Genomic DNA, 18,664 nt, shown 5'->3' on the forward strand with positions numbered 1-18,664 from the left:
GTTCCAGATAGACTTTTTTCTGATTTTATGCAGCGGACTCAGGACATGCAGCGATGACCGATTCGAATTTGCAGGCGATGGCTGAACGCTTCTTGTCGGCGTTAAAACATTGCCAAGTGTTACAGATGCAAGTTGCCCATGCTGACAGCGATGGCATAACCCTGTTGATGCCTTGGTCGCCCGCCATCGTCGGCAACCCGCAGACCGGCGCAGTGCATGGTGGCGCCCTGACCACGCTGATGGACACTACCTGCGGCATGGCCACGCTATGCGTGCTGCCGAGCTTCGAAGTGTGCCCGACCCTGGACTTGCGCATCGACTATATGCATCCGGCAGAGCCCGGCAAGGCCATCTACGGCCATGCCCAGTGCTACCGTGTCACTCGGGACGTCATCTTCACCCGTGGCACGGCTTATCAGGACGACCCCGATCGACCGATTTGTCACGTTGTCGGTACATTCATGCGCCTGGGGCAGGAAATCAAAGGCGGAATTCGTTTCGGCAAGAGCCTGAAGGAGGGCGGCGCATGATTCCTCTGGATGTCCGCAAACAGCTGAACGCAGCACATGCTGTGGGGGATTATCAGCCCTTGCTGGCCTTGATCCCCTACGCAGGCCTCATCGGCATCGAGTGCGAGCGCCAGGGTGAAGACCTGCTGTTCCGCCTTCCGGCCAACCCCGACAACATTGGCAACCCTTTGCTGCCGGCCATACATGGCGGGGTGATCGCAGGCTTCATGGAGCTCTCCGCGGCCCTCTATCTGCTCATCTACAGTGAAAGCGTCAGTATCCCGAAAATCATCGATTTCTCCATCGACTACCTGCGCGCCGGGCATTTTCGCGACACCTACGCACAGTGCCAGCTCTGGCGCCAAGGCCGGCGGGTGACCAATGTCGCGATCACCGCCTGGCAGGGTGATCGGCAGGCGCCGATCGCCACGGCGCGTGCGCATTTCAAGATCGAACCGGAAAAGCCCTTGAAATCGTCCGGGCAGCCCCCATCTGCATGACATCCGCCGCTAACGCAGGCCAAACCGGCCGCCAGGCGTCCCTTGCCATCAGATCGGAGTTTTGAAGACCATGAGTGTGGAAACACAAAAGGAAACCCTGGGCTTCCAGACCGAGGTGAAGCAGCTGCTGCACCTCATGATTCATTCGCTGTATTCGAACAAGGAGATCTTCCTTCGCGAGCTGATTTCCAACGCCTCCGACGCCGCTGACAAGCTGCGTTTCGAGGCCCTGGCCAAGCCGGAACTGCTCGAAGGCGGCGCTGAGCTGCGAATCCAGCTGAGCTTCGACAAGGACGCCGGCACCCTCACGCTCGACGACAACGGCATCGGCATGAGCCGCGAAGACGTGATCACCCACCTGGGTACCATCGCCAAGTCCGGCACCGCCGACTTCATGAAGAACCTCACCGGTGATCAGAAGAAGGATTCGCACCTGATCGGCCAGTTCGGCGTGGGCTTCTATTCGGCGTTCATCGTTGCCGACAAGGTCGACGTGTTCAGCCGCCGCGCCGGCCAGCCGGCCTCCGAGGGCGTGCACTGGTCCTCCAAAGGCGAGGGCGAATTCGAAGTCGCCACCGTCGACAAGCCAGAGCGCGGTACCCGCATCGTCCTGCACCTGAAGAAGGACGAGCAGGAGTTCGCCGATGGCTGGCGCCTGCGTAACCTGGTCAAGAAATACTCCGATCACATCGCTCTGCCAATCCAGTTGCCGAAGGAGCAGGCTGCCGCCGAAGGCGAAGAGCAGCCGGCCCTGGAATGGGAAGTGGTCAACCGTGCCAGCGCCCTCTGGACCCGTCCGCGTACCGAGATCAAGGACGAGGAATACCAGGAGTTCTACAAGCACATCGGCCATGACTTCGAAAACCCGCTGGCCTGGAGCCACAACAAGGTCGAAGGCAAGCTTGAATACAACTCGCTGCTGTACGTGCCGGCCCGTGCACCGTTCGACCTGTACCAGCGCGAAGCACCGCGTGGCCTGAAGCTGTACGTGCAGCGCGTGTTCATCATGGACCAGGCAGAGTCGTTCCTGCCGCTGTACCTGCGTTTCATCAAGGGTGTGGTCGACTCCAACGACCTGTCGCTGAACGTATCCCGCGAGATTCTGCAGAAAGATCCGATCATCGACTCGATGAAGACCGCGCTGACCAAGCGCGTGCTGGACATGCTGGAGAAGCTGGCGAAGAACGAACCCGAGCAGTACAAAGGCTTCTGGAAAAACTTCGGCCAGGTGCTGAAGGAAGGCCCGGCCGAAGACTTCGCCAACAAGGAAAAAATCGCCGGCCTGCTGCGCTTCGCCTCCACCCAGGACGAAAGCGGCGAGCAGAGCGTCGCCCTGGCCGATTACCTGGCCCGCGCCAAAGAAGGCCAGGACAAGATCTACTACCTCAGCGGCGAGTCGTACGCGCAGGTCAAGAACAGCCCGCACCTGGAAGTCTTCCGCAAGAAAGGCATCGAAGTGCTGCTGCTGACCGACCGCATCGACGAGTGGCTGATGAGCTACCTCAACGAGTTCGACGGCAAGTCCTTCGTCGATGTCGCCCGTGGCGACCTGGACCTGGGCAAGCTGGATTCCGAGGAAGACAAGAAAGCCCAGGAAGAAGTCGCCAAGGACAAGGAAGGCCTGGTCGAGCGCCTGAAGGGCGCACTGGGTGACAGCGTCGCCGAAGTGCGTGTGTCGCACCGCCTGACCGACTCGCCGGCGATCCTTGCCATCGGCGAGCAGGACCTGGGCCTGCAGATGCGCCAGATCCTCGAAGCCAGCGGGCAGAAGGTGCCGGAGTCGAAGCCGATCTTCGAATTCAACCCGACCCACCCACTGATCGAGAAGCTCGACAACGAGCAGAGCGAAGACCGCTTCGCCGAGCTGTCGCACATCCTCTTCGATCAGGCGGCCCTGGCGGCCGGTGACAGCCTGAAGGATCCGGCGGCGTACGTTCGTCGTCTGAACAAGCTGTTGGTCGAGCTGTCTGCTTGAGTTGATGCACAGGAAAGCCCGCTTCGGCGGGCTTTTTTCATGGTGAAGGCATAAGGAGTGCTTGATGAGCAAGGTAATCGTCGAATCGTTGGTCTATCACCTGTCCGGCAAGACCTACGAAAGCCGCCTGGTGTACGAGCCTGGTGCGCTGGGGCGCCCGGGCCTGGTGATGGCGCCGAACTGGATGGGCATCGGCGAAGGCGCCGAGCGCATTGCCAAGGAAGTGGCCGAGAAGGGTTATGTGGTAATGATCGCCGACTTGTATGGGCAATCGGTGCGTCCGTCCAATGCCGACGAGGCGGGGGCGGCGATGATGCCATTGAAGAATGACCGCGCCGAGCTGCGCAAGCGCATGCAGGAAGCCTTGGCGCAGTTGCTGGGCCAATCCAAGGCATTGCTGGAGCCGGGCAAGGTGGCAACCTTCGGCTTCTGCTTCGGTGGGTGCTGCGCCCTTGAGTTGGCGCGTACTGGCGCCGACCTGAAGGCTGCGGTGTCGTTCCACGGCACGTTGGATACGCCGAATCCAGAGGATGCCAAGCGTATCAAGGGGTCGGTATTGGTGCTGCATGGGGCGTCCGACCCACTGGTGCCGAAAGAGCAGCTGCCGGCGTTCGAGGACGAGATGAACGCGGCCAAGGTCGATTGGCAGTTGCTGAGCTATGGCGGCGCGGTGCACTCGTTCACCGACCCTAATGCCAATGTGCCGGGCAAGATGCAGTATGACCGCCGGACTTCCGAGCGGGCGTTCCGCGCGATGCACAATCTGCTCGCTGAAGTGTTCCAGCGCTGAGGTTGCCTTGGGGCCGCAAGGCGGCCCCAATCAGCGGGGCAGCTCGATACGCGACGTTTCACCCGGCACCGTCGGCCAATCGCCGGCAGCCCATTTGGCCCTGGCCCGCTCGATCAGCTCAGGGTCACTTGCGACGAAATTCCAGTTCATACGCCGCGGCCCATCCAGAGGCGAACCCCCAATCAGCACCAGCTGGCATTCCCCTTCCGCATAAAGAGTGACTTCTTCGCCCTCCGGCAGCACTACCAGGCTGCACGGCTCAACTTCCTCATCGTTCAGCATCAGCTCACCTTCGAGCACATACAGCCCTCTCTGCGCATGTTCATCGGGCACCAGCAGCGTTGTCGCCGGTTGCATTTGCACGTGCGCGTAAAGGGTAGGGGAGAGCACCGGCACGGGTGATTCCAGGCAAAAACCGCTGCCGGCGATCATGCAGATGCGCACACCCAGGTTCTCGCTAATCGGCAGGCTGGCTGCAGGATGATGGCTGTAACTGGGCTCGCTCTGCTCATCGGCACGAGGGGATGCCAGCCATACCTGCAGCCCATGCAAGCGCGAACCATGGGCCAGCGCGTCCGCAGGCGTGCGCTCGACATGTGCCACACCGCTGCCCGCGGTCATCCAGCTGACATCGCCTGGCAGCACCTGCTGGTTGGAGCCCAAGCTGTCCTTGTGCAGGATCGCCCCTTCGAACAAGTAGGTCAGGGTCGAAAGCCCGATATGCGGGTGCTGGCGGATGTCCATGCCATGGCCCGGCGCATAATCGGTCTCCAGCATATGGTCGAAAAACACGAAGGGCCCGACGCTGCGGCACTGAGCCGATGGCAGCGGGCGCAGGATCGGCTGGCCCTCGACCGATTCGGCACGCGGGCGGATGATCAAGGGGCTGCTCATGTGGGGCTCCAGGCGGGGTGCGGGAGCTCCCAGCATAACGGTTTGCCAGGCAATGCTGAACCGCCTGCAGCACTGCCGGGTCTACTCTGTTCATACTCGATAAGGAAGCTGCCCATGATTGCCAGAGCGCTGGCCTGCCTGCTGTTGTGTGGAGGGTTGTGCCAGGCGGCACAGGCGCGTGACTACCGCTACAGTGATGCCCACCTGCACTATGTGGACTTCTTCCAGGAAACCGAGGGCATGCCTGCCTTGATCATGGCGATGGACGACGCGGGTGTCGAGCACTCGATGATTTCCGGCGTTCCGGTGGCCAAGAAATGGCACGAAGACGAGCCCAAGCGTCCGCGCTACTACGCAGGTGATGACGCCGACGCCTATTGGTACAGCGCCACCGACACCTACGTTGCGGCTGCGCTGCAGAAGCTGCCTGAGGAGCAGCGCAAACGCTTCCATCCTTTTCTGACCGGCTTCAACCCGGTGGACAAGAACGCCGCCAACCATATCGAGCGCATGCTCGATCTTTATCCGGGGTTGTGGCAGGGGATCGGCGAAGTCTTCACTCGCCACGATGACCTGACCGCGCTGACCAGCGGTGACACACCACGGGCCAACAACGAGGCCATGACGCGCATCTATCATCTGGCGGCCGAGCGCGACATGCCGGTGCTGCTGCACTCCAACATCACCTCCAAGCGCGAGCGCAATCCGCTGTATCTGGCCGAGATCGAGGAGCCGCTGCGCAATCATCCGCATACGCGGTTCATCTGGGCGCATGCGGGCACCAGCATGGAAATCCATCGCCATCAGACGCAGATGGACTTTCTACTGCCGGTGCTGACGCGCTTGCTGGAGGACTACCCGAACTTGTATGTGGACTTGTCCTGGAGTGTGCTCAAACCTTATCTGCTGGATGACAACGGTGTGCCGCGCAAGGAATGGGTGGCGTTGGTCGAGCGTTACCCAGAGCGGTTCATGCTCGGCTCCGATGTCGTAGGGAAATTTGGCAGTGTTGGCGAGCAGATGCATGGCTTCAAGCCGTTCCTGGATGCCCTGCCGGAGGGGGTGGCCAAGCGGGTGGCGCGGGATAACTTCTTGGCGGTGTTGCCCAAAGCGCAATAAAAAAACCCGGCATTTCTGCCGGGTTTTTTCTTACAGCTTACTGCTAATCAAGCTTGAACGACTGGAATCTTCGCGTTGGCCGCGGCTTCGCGGAACTCGGCGATCTGGTCGAAGCTCAGGTAGCGGTAGACGTCGGCAGCCATGCTGTCGATGTCCTTGGCGTACTGCATGTACTCTTCGACGGTCGGCAGTTTGCCGATGATCGAAGCGACAGCGGCCAGCTCGGCCGAGGCCAGGTACACGTTGGTCGCGTCGCCCAGGCGGTTCGGGAAGTTACGAGTCGAAGTGGAGACCACGGTCGAACCGGTCTGCACACGTGCCTGGTTACCCATGCACAGCGAGCAGCCTGGCATTTCCATGCGCGCGCCGGCCTTGCCGTAGATGCCGTAATAGCCTTCTTCGGTCAGCTGGTGGGCGTCCATCTTGGTTGGCGGGGCCAGCCACAGACGGGTTGGGATACCACCCTTGACCTTGTCCAGCAGCTTGCCGGCAGCGCGGAAGTGGCCGATGTTGGTCATGCACGAACCGATGAACACTTCGTCGATCTTCTCGCCCTGTACCGAGGACAGCAGGCGGGCGTCGTCCGGGTCGTTCGGCGCGCAGAGCACAGGCTCCTTGACGTCGGCCAGGTCGATTTCGATGATTTCGGCGTATTCGGCATCGGCGTCGGCCGACAGCAGCTCAGGCTTGGCCAGCCAGGCTTCCATGGCCTGGGCGCGACGCTCCAGGGTACGTGGGTCGCCGTAGCCTTCGCCGATCATCCAGCGCAGCAGGGTGATGTTGGACTGCAGGTACTCGGCGATGGCCTTTTCCGGCAGCTTGATGGTGCAGCCGGCAGCGGAACGCTCGGCCGAGGCGTCGGACAGTTCGAACGCTTGCTCGACGGTCAGTTCGTCCAGGCCTTCGATTTCCAGGATGCGGCCGGAGAAGGCGTTTTTCTTGCCCTTCTTCTCGACGGTCAGCAGGCCCTTCTGGATGGCGTAGTAAGGGATGGCATGCACCAGGTCACGCAGGGTGATGCCTGGTTGCAGTTTGCCCTTGAAGCGCACCAGGATCGACTCTGGCATGTCCAGCGGCATGACGCCGGTGGCGGCGGCGAAGGCCACCAGGCCGGAACCGGCCGGGAACGAGATGCCGATCGGGAAGCGGGTGTGCGAGTCGCCACCGGTGCCGACGGTGTCCGGCATCAGCATGCGGTTCAGCCAGCTGTGGATGATGCCGTCGCCTGGGCGCAGCGACACGCCGCCACGGGTGCGGATGAAGTCTGGCAGGGTGTGGTGGGTGGTGACGTCGATCGGCTTCGGATAAGCAGCGGTGTGGCAGAACGACTGCATGACCAGGTCGGCCGAGAAGCCCAGGCACGCCAGGTCTTTCAGCTCGTCGCGGGTCATCGGGCCAGTGGTGTCCTGGGAGCCGACGGTGGTCATCTTCGGTTCGCAGTAGGCACCTGGGCGCACGCCCTGGCCTTCTGGCAGACCGCAAGCACGGCCGACCATTTTCTGCGCCAGGGTGAAGCCTTTGCCGGAGTCGGCAGGCTGCTCTGGTTTCTTGAACAGGTCGGATGCACCCAGGCCCAGCTCGGCGCGGGCTTTTTCGGTCAGGCCACGGCCGACGATCAGCGGGATACGGCCGCCAGCGCGGACTTCATCGAGCAGCACTTCGGTTTTCAGCTCGAAGCTGGTGACCAGCTCGTCGCTTTCGTGACGGCGCACTTCACCTTTGTACGGGTAGACGTCGATCACGTCGCCCATGCCCAGGTTGGTGCAGTCGAATTCGATCGGCAGGGCGCCGGCGTCTTCCATGGTGTTGTAGAAGATCGGGGCGATCTTGGTGCCGAAGCAGAAGCCACCGGCGCGCTTGTTCGGCACGTTCGGGATGTCGTCGCCGAAGAACCACAGCACCGAGTTGGTGGCGGATTTACGCGACGAACCGGTACCGACCACGTCACCGACGTAGGCCACCGGGAAGCCTTTGGCCTTGACCGCTTCGATCTGCTTCAGCGGGCCGACCGAACCAGGTTGCTCAGGCTCGATGCCGTCACGGGCCATTTTCAGCATGGCCAGGGCGTGCAGCGGGATGTCAGGGCGCGACCAGGCGTCCGGGGCAGGGGACAGGTCATCGGTGTTGGTTTCGCCAGGCACCTTGAACACGGTCAGGGTGTACTTGTCGGCGATCGCCGGGCGGGCGGTGAACCACTCGCCAGCAGCCCAGGACTCCAGCACGGCCTTGGCGTGGGCATTGCCCGCCTTGGCTTTTTCGGCCACGTCGTGGAAGGCATCGAACATCAGCAGGGTGTGCTTGAGCTGTTCGGCCGCGACGGCGCCCAGTTCGGCGTCATCCAGCAGCGCGACCAGCGTTTCGATGTTGTAGCCGCCCTGCATGGTGCCCAGCAGCTCGGTGGCGTGCTTGCGGTCGAGCAGCGGGGACTGGGCTTCGCCCTTGGCCACGGCGGAGAGGAAAGCGGCCTTGACGTAGGCAGCTTCGTCGACTCCTGGCGGAACGCGGTTGGTGATCAGGTCTACGAGGAAGGCTTCTTCGCCGGCCGGCGGGTTTTTCAGCAGCTCGACCAGGCCTGCAGTTTGTTCGGCGTTCAGCGGCTGGGGCACGATACCCAGGGCGGCACGCTCTTCGATGTGTTTGCGGTAGGCTTCAAGCACAGTTATTACCCTCATCAGTGGTCCCTAAAGGGAGTCCGGGACGCTCATCCAGCATTCCCTGCACCCATGCGCAATCACGGCTTCTTGGGCCGCCCAGCCAGGGTCGCAGAGAATCCTTACAGAAGCTGCTTTCAAAGTTTTACGCCTGCAGAACGGGGAGCTGATGAGGGCTGGCGCGGGCATGCGAGGGTGCATGGCCCGGGCCAACGCCGTTCTACCGGATGAACTGTGCTCGTGACGCTTTGAAAACAGCTTCCAACGGACATTGTTGCCTTGAAAAGGCGGAGTGATTCTACGGCAAATTATCGCGCAAGGTAAGGCGGCGAACATGACTTTAACGGGTGACCCTGGTTAGACAAAGGGCTAACATGGGCCTGTGTTCCTCCGCCAAGCCGTTGTTTTTTCATGTCCAACCAGTCCATCAAGACCCCTTGCGTCGGCCTTTGCTCCACGGTGTATGGAGACACGGTGTGCCGTGGCTGCAAGCGTTTTCACCATGAAGTGATCAACTGGAATGGCTATGACGAAGCGCAGAAGCGCGCGGTGTGGCTGCGTTTGGAGCAGCTGCTGGCGCAGGTGATGATGGCCAAGCTGGAAGTGTTCGACAAAAGTCTGCTGCGCCAGCAACTGCAGCAGCGCTCGATTCGTTTTGTCGAACAACAGTCGGAATATTGCTGGGCTTATCAGCTGATTGCCCGCGGGGCGCGGATGATTCGTGATGTGGAGGCTTACGGGATGGCCTTGCTGCCGGAGTTTCGCGATTGGGAGCTGCCGCAGTTGCGCGATGCCATCGATCGCGAGTTCTTTTTGCTCTCCGAGGCGCACTACCAGCGTTACATCGCGCCGAGCTTCCTGCGTGATGCCCTGGAAAATGGGCAAGGCTGAGTCGTTGCAGTGAAGCGGCCGGCCTCATCGCGGATGAATCCGCTCCTACGGTAGGAGCGGATTCATCCGCGATGGGGCCAGTGAAGATCCCCGATCAGTCGCCGGTATATTCGCACCCGCTGGTGCAAGTCTCGTGAATCCGCACCTTCGACAGCTCCGGCAGCAACGGCTTGACCTGTTCCCAGATCCACTTGGCGAGCACTTCGCTGGTCGGGTTCTCCAGGCCAGGGATGTCATTCAGGTAATTGTGGTCCAGTTGCTCATAGAGCGGCTTGAAGATCGCCTTGATCTCGGAGAAGTCACGAATCCAGCCGGTGTGCGGATCAAGCGGGCCGGTCAGGTGCAGGGCGACCTTGAACGAGTGGCCATGCAGGCGGCCGCACTTGTGCCCCTCAGGGACATGAGGCAGGCGGTGGGCCGATTCGAAGGTAAACTCTTTGAAGATTTCCACGCTGTCAGAACTCTGTGTGTAAATATTGCGCGCAGTCTACCAGCATGGCCGCTACAAGGCTTGACGCCAGCTGTTTTCAGGTTGAGTTAAGGACCGGTGGTTAATCTTGACCCCGTAGACACATTAAACATCTCGATGGAGAGACCCCATGAAGACTTTGACTGCCCTGTTCACCGCCGCTGCCCTGGCTTTCGGTGCCAACGCTGCCCTGGCCAAGGACGTCCAGCCTGACGAAGTGGTCAAGCTGGTCAATGCCAAGACCATCAAGTCGCTGGACGAGCTGAAAGCCGCCGCCGTGGCCAAGCACCCCGGCGCCACCGTCACCGATTCCGAACTGGAAGACGAGTACGGCCGCTACATCTACAAGGTCGAACTGCGCGACCAGCAGAACGTCGAGTGGGACGTCGACCTGGATGCCAAAACCGGTGAAGTCCTCAAGGACGCACGAGACAACTGATGATCCACTTACCCCGGCCGGCGCATTACCTGGCGCTCTCCCTGCTGGCCGTCTGCTCCATGGCCGTTGCCCGCGATCTGGACCAGGATGAAGCCCTCAAGCTGCGCCAGGAGGGTGTCATTCTGCCGCTCGAGCAATTGCTGGAGACCGCCCTGGGGCGTTACCCCGGGGCGCGTCTGCTGGAGGCCGAGCTGGAAGAAGACGATGATCGCTACGAATATGAAGTCGAGCTGCTGACCAGCGCAGGCGTGGTGCGCGAGATCAAGCTCGACGCCAGCACCGGTGCCCTGCTCAAAGACGAGGAAGACGACTGAATGCGCCTGTTGCTTGTCGAGGACAACGTACCGCTGGCTGACGAGCTGATGGCCGGCCTGCAGCGCCAGGGCTACGCCGTGGACTGGCTGGCCGACGGCCGTGATGCCGTGTACCAGGGCCAGAGTGAACCCTACGACCTGATCATTCTCGACCTCGGCCTGCCGGGGTTGCCGGGCCTGGAGGTGCTCACGCAGTGGCGGGCCGGCGGCCTGGCCACGCCGGTGCTGATCCTTACCGCACGCGGCTCTTGGGCCGAGCGCATCGAGGGGCTCAAGGCCGGTGCCGATGATTACCTCAGTAAGCCCTTCCACCCGGAGGAGCTGCAACTGCGCATCCAGGCACTGCTGCGTCGGGCACGGGGCCTGGCCAACCAGCCCACGCTCGAAGCCGCCGGCCTGCATCTGGATGAAAGCCGTCAGTGCGTGAGCCGGGAGGGGGTGGACATTCAACTAACGGCCGCCGAGTTCCGCCTGTTGCGCTATTTCATGCTGCACCCGCAGCAGATTCTGTCCAAGAGCCACCTGGCCGAGCACCTGTACGACGGTGAAACCGAGCGCGATTCCAACGTGCTGGAAGTGCACGTCAACCACTTGCGCCGCAAGCTAGGCCGCAGCGTCATCGAAACCCGCCGTGGCCAAGGCTATATCTACGCCGGGAGCACCGAGTGAAATCGATCCAGGCGCGCCTGAGCTTGGGGTTGGTGGCCGTGCTGGTAGTGGTCGGTGTGTTGCTCGCGCAACTAACGCTCTGGCTGTTCGAGGCCGGCCTGCAGCGTTACCTGGAAAACGGCCTGCGCAAGGAAAGCGAGAACCTGCTGGTAGCGCTGGTGCGTGGGCCGTCCGGCCTGCAGCTGGATGAGCGGCGCATTTCCGCTGCGTATCAACGACCCTTTTCTGGCTATTACTTTCGCATCGACTTCGACCAGGGGACGTGGCGTTCTCGCTCGTTGTGGGACCTGGACATGCCCAAACCATCGTCGCCCGGGCTTTCCGACAGCCACGAACTAGGTCCGGAAGGTCAGCAATTACTGGCGCTGCGAGCCGACTATCGGCGTTTGGGGCAGGACATCTCGATCAGCGTGGCCCAGGATTACTCGCCGGTGCGCGAGGGCTTCCGGCGCTTGCAGCAAATTGGCCTGGGCATGGGGCTGGTGGCCTTGATTCTGGTGCTGATACTGCAGCGCATCACCGTCACCCGCTCGCTGCGCCCGCTGGAACGCGCGCGCCGGCAGGTCGCCCAGTTGCAGCAGGGCCAGCGCTCGCAGCTGGATGCCGAAGTGCCCAGTGAACTGCAGCCGCTGGTGGGGCAGATCAACCATTTGCTCAGCCATACCGAAGACAGCCTGCGCCGTTCGCGCAATGCCCTGGGCAACCTTGGCCACGCGCTGAAGACGCCGCTGGCGGTGCTGCTCAGCCTGGCCTCCAGCGAGCGCCTGAAAGACCTGCCCGAGGTCCAGGCGCAATTGCGTGAACAGCTTGAGCAGATCCAGCAACGCCTGGCCCGCGAGCTGAACCGCGCACGCTTGGCTGGCGATGCGCTGCCTGGCGCGCAATTCGACTGCGACGCCGAGCTGCCGGGGTTGCTGGCCACCCTGGGCATGATCCACGGCGAAGGCTTGCTGCTCGAGCGCGATGTGCCGCCAGGGCTGTTGCTGCCCTGGGACCGTGAAGATGTCCTGGAGCTGCTCGGCAACCTGCTGGACAACGCCTGCAAGTGGGCGGACAGCGAGGTGCGGCTGGGGATCGCGCCGACTGGCGAGGGCTATCGACTGATGGTCGATGACGACGGCCCCGGCATCCCTGAAGGCCAGCGCCTGCAGGTGCTGGAACGGGGTTCGCGGCTCGATGAGCAGGTCGATGGACATGGCCTGGGGCTGGGGATCGTGCGCGATATCGTCGATGCCTGGGGCGGAACGTTGGCCCTGCAGGAAAGCCCACTAGGCGGCTTGCGAGTAAGCATCGAATTACCGCGCAAGGGCCGCTGACCCGATCCCCGTAGGAGCGGATTCATCCGCGATCACCGGCGCAGCCGGTGCCACCCACCGCGTCGCCTGCTTCGCGGCTAAAGCCGCTCCCACTGCAAAAAAATTGCAGTACAGCCGCATTTTTTTGAATTGGCCCAAGCCCGCCGCCTACCGGCACAATCCCCTCACGAAACCCTGCGGTTTCCATCTCTCCACGGACGGAGCCCCTAAGGGCCCAGGCCAATCCGGCTGGGCTTTCTTTTTAACTAAAAAAACATGACCACGATTACTTAAATGTCTGCCTTGCGTTCCGAAAGTCGTCTGCAGCGGCTGTTGCCGGCGCCGCTGAATATTCCCCCCAAACAATGGTTGCGTGCTGGAATCGGCGCTCTGCTCGCCCTGTTTCTCGCGGGCTGGCTGACCAGCCTGGCCTACGGCCCCGGCATTGCCTTGCACCTGCTGGGTCCGCTGGCGGCGTCTGCCGTGCTGGTCTTCGCCGTGCACTCCGGGCCGCTGGCGCAGCCGTGGCCGGTGCTGGGCAGCTATGCCCTGGCCGGCGTGGTTGGCCTGGGCATGCGCGAAGGTTTCGGCCCTGAGCTGTGGGTCGCGGCTGCGGCGTTGGGCATCTCGATCCTGGTGATGTGCCTGTTGCGCTGCTTGCATCCGCCTGGTGGTGGTGTGGCGGTGAGCGCGGTGCTGGCCGACTCGGGGCTGACGGCGCTGGGTGATCACCTGCTCGAGCCCGTCCTGCTCAATGCGCTGATCCTGGTAGCGGTGGCGGTGGTGTACAACCGCCTGACCGGCGTGCGCTACCCCAAGGGTGCAGCACCGCGCAAAGACCTGCACCACACCCACGACCCGTTGCCCAGCGAGCGCGTCGGGGTCAGCGGCGCGGACCTTGACCAGGCTCTGAAAGAGCTGGGTGAGTACGTGGACGTCACCCGCGACGAACTGGAGCGCATCATCCAGGCTACCGAGCAGCAGGCCCTGAAGCGCAGCCTCGGGGGTATCACCGCCGCCTCGGTGATGTCCCGCGATGTGCAGTTCGCCTCGCCAGACACCACCCTGGAGCAAGCCTGGAAAATGTTCGACAGCCATCACCTGAAAACCTTGCCGGTATTGCAGCAGGGCAAGCTGGTGGGCATCGTCAGCCTCAGCGACCTGGTCGGCCCGGCCATGCAGCGTGGCCAGTTCAGCTGGCGTGGGCTGTTCGGTCGCAAGGCGGTGCGCATGGAGCAGGTGATGAGCCGGCGGGTGATCAGTGTCGGTAGCCAGCACCCGCTTGAGCGACTGTTGCCGCTGTTGTGCGAGCAGGGCCTGCATTGCTTGCCGGTGCTCGACGGCGATCAGTTGGTGGGGGTGATCACCCAGACCGACCTCATCGCCGGCCTCAAGCGCCAGTTGCTCAGCGCCGCCGGCAGCGTTTCAGATCAGCGGGTCCCAGCGTTGTGACCAGTCGCTGGCGCCGGCGGCCACCAGCCGGCGCAACACCGCGAAGGCCTGTTGCAGGGCCTCGCTGTCGCGCTTGCGCGGGTACACCAGGAAGGTCGGGTAGGTGAATTCCGGCGCCTGCGTCACCCGCTCGAACACACCGTTGTCCAGGTAAGCCTGCACCACGCGAGTACGGAAATAGCCGCTGCCGCCCTGGTCGAGAATGAACTGCAAGGCCAGTGGCCCGAGGTTGAAGCTGAGCGCCGGGCGCGCACAGTCGGGCAGGGCGGCGTCGTGCTGGCGGCGGAAGGCTTCGCCCCAGTCGATGTAGATGTACGGTTCGGGCTGATCGACCCGGCGAATGCGGATCAGCTTCTCTTCCATCAACTGCTCCACCTGCAGCCCCGGGCCATAGGTCGGCTGATACACCAGCGCGGCGTCGAGCAGGCCCATTTCCACCTTGCGCAGCAACGATTCACCGTCGCTGACTTCGCTGCGGATGGCGTGCGTGGGTAGTTCACGGTGCAGAGCGCTGACCCAGTCGAGCAGTATCGGGTTGCCCAGGCTGACCTCGGCGCCCACGTGCAGCACCTGCTGGCAGCCCTCGGGCAATGGCAGGTCGCGGCGCGCCGCCTCCCAGGTCTGCACCAATTGGTTGGCATAGCTGACGAAGGCTTCGCCGTCGCTGGTCAGACTGGCGCCGTTGCGGCTGCGGACGAACAGCTGGCAGCCCAGTTGCTGTTCGAGGCGCTGCACGCGGGCCGTGATCGCCGTTTGCGAGACGAACAGGCGCTCGGCGGCGGCGACCAGGCTGCCGCTACGCACGATTTCCAGAAAGGTTCGGGCCTGATCGATATCCATGGGCTGCTCGGTGGTGGAAAAGGGCGCCTATTCTAGAGCCTTTGCACCGTTATGGGGCGCAATTGGCGTTCTCTGCAAATGTGCATATGGGTTGTGACTTTAGTCCCATGGCGGGCCCGGCGTGGCGGTCCATACTCAAGATTCGCCCTTCAATAACAACAAGTACCGGGTTGCCCTCGACATGACTTACCAGCACAGCTACGCCCATTCCATTGCCGACCCCGCCGCCTTCTGGGCCGAACAGGCCGAACACCTGGCCTGGTACCGCAAACCGACCCTGACCTTGCAGGAAAACGCCGACGGCACCCATCAATGGTTCGCCGACGGGCGCTTGAACAGCTGCTACCTGGCCCTGGACCGGCAGATCGAACTGGGCCGTGGCGAGCAGACGGCATTGCTTTACGACTCGCCGGTGACGGGTGTGCAGCAGGGGTTCACCTACAACCAACTGCGTGACGAAGTGGCGCGCCTGGCGGGCCTGCTGCGCCAGTTGGGTGTGGGCAAAGGGGATGGGGTGATCATCTACATGCCCATGGTGCCCCAGGCGGCCATGGCCATGCTCGCTTGCGCGCGGATCGGGGCGGTGCATTCGGTGGTGTTCGGCGGTTTTGCCGCCAACGAACTGGCGTTGCGGATCGACGATGCGCGGCCGACCCTGCTGCTGACGGCCTCCTGCGGCCTGGAGTTCGACCGGGTGATCGAGTACAAGCCCTTGGTCGACCGCGCCCTGCAGCTGGCGCGCCACCAGCCGCGTCATGTTCTGGTGCTGCAACGGCCCCAGGCCCGCGCCCAGTTGCAGGCCGGTCGTGACCTGGACTGGCAGGAAGCGCTGACGCGTGCTCAGCCGGTGCCGCCGGTGGAGCTGGATGCCGCCGATCCGCTGTACATCATGTACACCTCCGGCACTACCGGCAAACCCAAGGGCATCGTCCGAGAAAACGGCGGCAACGCGGTCGCGCTCTGCTATGCGATGCGCCACATTTATGGCATGCAGGCCGGGGATGTGTGGTGGGGAATTTCCGATGTCGGCTGGGTGGTCGGCCATTCGCTGATCGTCTACGGGCCGCTGATGAGCGGCTGCACCACGGTGTTCTACGAGGGCAAGCCGATTCGTACGCCGGATGCCTCGGCCTATTGGCGCGTGGTCGAGCAGTACAAGGTCAATGCGCTGTTCTGTGCGCCGACCGCCATGCGGGCGATTCGCAAGGAAGACCCGGACGGCGAACTGATCGCCCGGCATGACCTGAGCTCGCTGCGCCAGCTGTTCCTGGCCGGGGAGAAGCTCGACTCCAGCACCCATGAATGGCTGGAGCGGGTCAGCGGCAAGCCGGTGCACGACCACTGGTGGCAGACCGAGACCGGCTGGCCGGTGACTGCGCCTTGCGTCGGCCTGCCAGGCAGCGCGGCGCGGCCAGGGTCAAGCAACCGCGCAGTGCCGGGCTATCACGTACGCGTGCTGGATGACGACGGGCATTTGCTCGGCCCGAACCATCAGGGCGCGATCGTCATTGCCCTGCCGTTGCCGCCTGGTTGCAGCCAGACCTTGTGGGGTGACCACGAGCGCTACCTGCAGGCTTACCTGCGTACCTATCCGGGCTATTACCACACCGGCGACGGTGGCTATCTGGACGACGAGGGTTTCGTCTACATCATGGGCCGCACCGATGATGTGATAAACGTCTCTGGCCATCGCCTGTCCACCGGCGAGATGGAAGACCTGGTGGCGCGCCATCCGGCGGTTGCCGAGTGCGCGGTGATCGGTGTGCATGACGAGATCAAAGGGCAGGTGCCGCTGGCGCTGGTGGTGCTCAAGGATGGTGAGGGCATCGGCGAGTCGCAGTTGCTGGTCGAACTGGTGGGCAGCGTGCGCGAGGAGATCGGTGCGCTGGCGTGTTTCAACCGGGTGCGGTTGGTGAAGCGGTTGCCCAAGACCCGCTCGGGGAAGATCTTGCGGGCGGTGCTGCGCAAGATTGCCGATGGGCAGGATTATGTGCCGCCGTCGACCCTGGATGATCCGGCGGTATTGGGGGAGATCGAGGCGGTGCTGGCGGATTTGCCCAGGGCTGGCTGAACTGGCCTATTCGCGGGGCAAGTTAGGCCCTACCTGATGCAACTGCCCCAACCGGCTGCGAGTACGCATCAAGTCGGCAATCGCCCCGCCCAGGCTTTTTTCCAGTGGCCTGCGCCCGATCACCGTCACCTGCCGGTCCTGGTCATACAGCACATCGACCAGGTTGACGAAGCGCTGCTGCGCCGCCAAAGAACATTCCGAAAGGTCATCCAGCCCATCGATTACCCAGGTGTCGTACTGCTGGGCAAGCTGCAGATAATCGATCACCGCCGTGGGCTGCTCGCACAGGTCATCGAAGGCGAACATCACCTGGCTGTCACTGATTCCCAGCGCCCGCAGCTTGCGTTTGTTCACTTCCAGAAAAACCGGTTGCGTGGCGGGCACATTCAAGGCCTGGCGCTGCACCGCGGCGCCCGGCCACACATAGTGCCCCTGGGTAAAGCGCTGATGCTCACGGTTGGCCGGCAAGCTGCGAAAATCAGTGTCGCCGCCGACCTCGAGTACCTCCATCCGGCCGTTGATCAGGCGGATCACCGGCAAGAAACGCTCATGGTACAGCGGGTTGGGCAGCAGCCCTTCGGGCGCGTAATTGGAGGTCACCAGGACGAAGATGCCACGCTCGAACAACGCCGTGAACAGGCGGGTGAGCAGCATGGCATCGCCAATGTCATGCACATGGAATTCGTCGAAGCACAGCACCTGGCAGTCGCCCAGCAATTCGTCCAAGGTCGCGCCGAGCGCATCGTCCAACAACCGATGACGGTGCATCCCCTGATGCAGGCGAGCGAAGAAGTCATGGAAGTGCAGGCGCTGCTTGGCCTCGACCGCTATCGCCTGGAAGAAACCGTCGAGCAGCCAGCTCTTGCCTCGGCCTACCGAGCCATGAAGGTACAGGCTGCGTGGCTCGCCATCCGGCAGCCGCGCCAGTTGTTCGGCCATGCTGTGGATGACACGTCGCTGACCATCGCTGAGCTGATAACCACGGCTGCGGGCCTTGTCTTCGAACCAGCTGAGCAGTTCGCTGTTGTTGGAGGATGCAGCACGCCGACGCAGGCCGAGCTGGCGCAGTGGGGTAGGAATCCAGGCTGACAAACGCGAAGCTCCTTGGGCGAAAGAGGGCAGGGTGCAGCTTGCCCCAGCTCGGCCATTTTGACCAACGCAAAAACTGCTGCGCATCGATCGGCTACCGCGATAATTCAGCTTTTGCGCTCTAGCTGGCGCTCGATCATGTACTTGACGGTCAGCCGCCGCTCCTTGAGCTGGCGCAGGTCGTCATCCTGGAAGTTACCCGCCGAGATCGATTCGGCAGCGAGCACCTGGTTGTCGATATCGATGTATTCGTCGAGCAGACGGTCCAGGGTCTTGTCCTGCTGGCGGCGCTGTTGGACGATTTCGCGGGGGTAATGCAGGTCCTGGTACAGGTCGTGGGAAACGGGCATGGCATCCTCCTTGGTCGAAGCAGATCGCTTATCTGATTGGAAGGAAGGAATGCCAATCTGTTAAAGCGAAGCGGCGGAAAAACGACGGGTGGTTGCTCGAGACCGCATTGGACCAGGTGAAAAACACTAACTTGCTGTTTTAAAGCATTTTTTTTGCGTCAGGGGGTTCCCAGGTTGAAAGAATGTTGTTAAAGTGCCGCGCATTCCAAGACAACAACCCAGTTGTCACTCAGTTGGAATTGTCAGAGCAGCTCACGCTGCATCCGATACAGGGGCGTCGCCAAGCGGTAAGGCAGCAGGTTTTGATCCTGCCATGCGTTGGTTCGAATCCAGCCGCCCCTGCCATT

At 62.5% G+C, this 18,664-nt stretch carries 18 protein-coding genes and 1 tRNA gene; 13 read left to right on the forward strand and 6 right to left on the reverse strand.

Annotation, left to right across the window (positions count from 1 at the left end; all coding sequences use genetic code 11):
• The first annotated feature begins 53 nt into the window (after positions 1-53).
• From ACIPZF_RS00200 to ACIPZF_RS00215, 4 genes are all read left to right on the forward strand, one after another.
• Complete coding sequence (locus tag ACIPZF_RS00200; protein ID WP_400794115.1) at positions 54-530, forward strand: PaaI family thioesterase; 477 nt, start codon at positions 54-56, stop codon at positions 528-530.
• A complete protein-coding gene (locus tag ACIPZF_RS00205) occupies positions 527-1,009 on the forward strand; it encodes a PaaI family thioesterase (protein ID WP_400794117.1) in 483 nt (160 codons plus the stop codon). Before ACIPZF_RS00200 ends, ACIPZF_RS00205 begins: the two co-directional genes overlap by 4 nt.
• 70 nt (positions 1,010-1,079) lie before the next feature.
• Positions 1,080-2,984, forward strand: coding sequence for a molecular chaperone HtpG (gene htpG / locus ACIPZF_RS00210; RefSeq protein ID WP_400794118.1), 1,905 nt, complete (start codon positions 1,080-1,082; stop codon positions 2,982-2,984).
• Positions 2,985-3,048: 64 nt separating this feature from the next.
• On the forward strand, positions 3,049-3,774 hold the full coding sequence (locus ACIPZF_RS00215) for a dienelactone hydrolase family protein (RefSeq protein ID WP_400794120.1): 726 nt from the start codon (positions 3,049-3,051) through the stop codon (positions 3,772-3,774).
• A gap of 30 nt (positions 3,775-3,804) precedes the next feature.
• Here ACIPZF_RS00215 and ACIPZF_RS00220 read toward each other — a convergent pair whose 3' ends face one another.
• The gene (locus ACIPZF_RS00220; protein ID WP_400794122.1) at positions 3,805-4,668 is read right to left on the reverse strand and encodes a pirin family protein; all 864 of its coding nucleotides are present in this window, start codon (positions 4,666-4,668) and stop codon (positions 3,805-3,807) included.
• A 114-nt stretch (positions 4,669-4,782) separates the two neighbouring features.
• On the opposite strand from ACIPZF_RS00220, the gene ACIPZF_RS00225 reads away from it, so the two are divergent.
• Complete coding sequence (locus ACIPZF_RS00225; protein WP_400794124.1) at positions 4,783-5,787, forward strand: amidohydrolase family protein; 1,005 nt, start codon at positions 4,783-4,785, stop codon at positions 5,785-5,787.
• Between the two features lie 47 nt (positions 5,788-5,834).
• On the opposite strand, the gene acnB is transcribed toward ACIPZF_RS00225, so the two are convergent.
• Positions 5,835-8,444 (reverse strand): bifunctional aconitate hydratase 2/2-methylisocitrate dehydratase, encoded by a 2,610-nt coding sequence (gene acnB / locus ACIPZF_RS00230; RefSeq protein WP_400794995.1) that lies wholly within the window; start codon positions 8,442-8,444, stop codon positions 5,835-5,837.
• A 405-nt stretch (positions 8,445-8,849) separates the two neighbouring features.
• Between acnB and ACIPZF_RS00235 the strand changes: the two genes are divergently transcribed.
• A complete protein-coding gene (locus tag ACIPZF_RS00235) occupies positions 8,850-9,329 on the forward strand; it encodes a DUF1289 domain-containing protein (protein ID WP_400794126.1) in 480 nt (159 codons plus the stop codon).
• Between the two features lie 94 nt (positions 9,330-9,423).
• On the opposite strand, the gene queD is transcribed toward ACIPZF_RS00235, so the two are convergent.
• Positions 9,424-9,780, reverse strand: a complete 357-nt coding sequence (queD, locus tag ACIPZF_RS00240; protein WP_400794128.1) for a 6-carboxytetrahydropterin synthase QueD — start codon at positions 9,778-9,780, stop codon at positions 9,424-9,426.
• 148 nt (positions 9,781-9,928) lie between these two features.
• Here queD and ACIPZF_RS00245 point away from each other — a divergent pair, with 148 nt between their 5' ends.
• The 5 genes from ACIPZF_RS00245 to ACIPZF_RS00265 all read left to right on the forward strand — a co-directional run bounded on the left by ACIPZF_RS00245 (position 9,929) and on the right by ACIPZF_RS00265 (position 13,967).
• Positions 9,929-10,237: a PepSY domain-containing protein gene (locus tag ACIPZF_RS00245; RefSeq protein WP_400794130.1), complete on the forward strand. Its 309-nt coding sequence runs from the start codon at positions 9,929-9,931 to the stop codon at positions 10,235-10,237.
• Positions 10,237-10,551 (forward strand): PepSY domain-containing protein, encoded by a 315-nt coding sequence (locus ACIPZF_RS00250; protein ID WP_400794132.1) that lies wholly within the window; start codon positions 10,237-10,239, stop codon positions 10,549-10,551. The genes ACIPZF_RS00245 and ACIPZF_RS00250 overlap by 1 nt, the downstream gene beginning before the upstream one ends.
• The gene (locus ACIPZF_RS00255) at positions 10,552-11,220 is read left to right on the forward strand and encodes a response regulator transcription factor (RefSeq protein WP_400794133.1); all 669 of its coding nucleotides are present in this window, start codon (positions 10,552-10,554) and stop codon (positions 11,218-11,220) included. It begins immediately after the preceding gene.
• Positions 11,217-12,536, forward strand: coding sequence for a sensor histidine kinase (locus tag ACIPZF_RS00260; protein ID WP_400794135.1), 1,320 nt, complete (start codon positions 11,217-11,219; stop codon positions 12,534-12,536). The genes ACIPZF_RS00255 and ACIPZF_RS00260 overlap by 4 nt, the downstream gene beginning before the upstream one ends.
• Positions 12,537-12,809: 273 nt before the next feature.
• Complete coding sequence (locus ACIPZF_RS00265) at positions 12,810-13,967, forward strand: HPP family protein (protein ID WP_400794137.1); 1,158 nt, start codon at positions 12,810-12,812, stop codon at positions 13,965-13,967.
• Here ACIPZF_RS00265 and ACIPZF_RS00270 read toward each other — a convergent pair.
• On the reverse strand, positions 13,941-14,807 hold the full coding sequence (locus tag ACIPZF_RS00270) for a LysR family transcriptional regulator (protein ID WP_400794139.1): 867 nt from the start codon (positions 14,805-14,807) through the stop codon (positions 13,941-13,943). The genes ACIPZF_RS00265 and ACIPZF_RS00270 overlap by 27 nt on opposite strands.
• Before the next feature lie 181 nt (positions 14,808-14,988).
• Between ACIPZF_RS00270 and ACIPZF_RS00275 the strand changes: the two genes are divergently transcribed.
• Positions 14,989-16,878 (forward strand): propionyl-CoA synthetase, encoded by a 1,890-nt coding sequence (locus ACIPZF_RS00275; RefSeq protein WP_400794141.1) that lies wholly within the window; start codon positions 14,989-14,991, stop codon positions 16,876-16,878.
• 6 nt (positions 16,879-16,884) lie between these two features.
• On the opposite strand, the gene zapE is transcribed toward ACIPZF_RS00275, so the two are convergent.
• Entirely contained in the window at positions 16,885-17,970 is a 1,086-nt protein-coding gene (zapE, locus tag ACIPZF_RS00280) for a cell division protein ZapE (RefSeq protein ID WP_400794143.1), read from the reverse strand.
• Between the two features lie 104 nt (positions 17,971-18,074).
• A complete protein-coding gene (locus ACIPZF_RS00285) occupies positions 18,075-18,317 on the reverse strand; it encodes a hypothetical protein (RefSeq protein ID WP_400794145.1) in 243 nt (80 codons plus the stop codon).
• Positions 18,318-18,587: 270 nt separating this feature from the next.
• On the opposite strand from ACIPZF_RS00285, the gene ACIPZF_RS00290 reads away from it, so the two are divergent.
• Positions 18,588-18,662: transfer RNA gene (locus ACIPZF_RS00290), tRNA-Gln, on the forward strand.
• The last annotated feature ends 2 nt before the right edge of the window (positions 18,663-18,664 follow it).

Origin of the sequence: Pseudomonas sp. NPDC089752, assembly GCF_044748725.1 — a bacterium.
Classification (GTDB): domain Bacteria; phylum Pseudomonadota; class Gammaproteobacteria; order Pseudomonadales; family Pseudomonadaceae; genus Aquipseudomonas.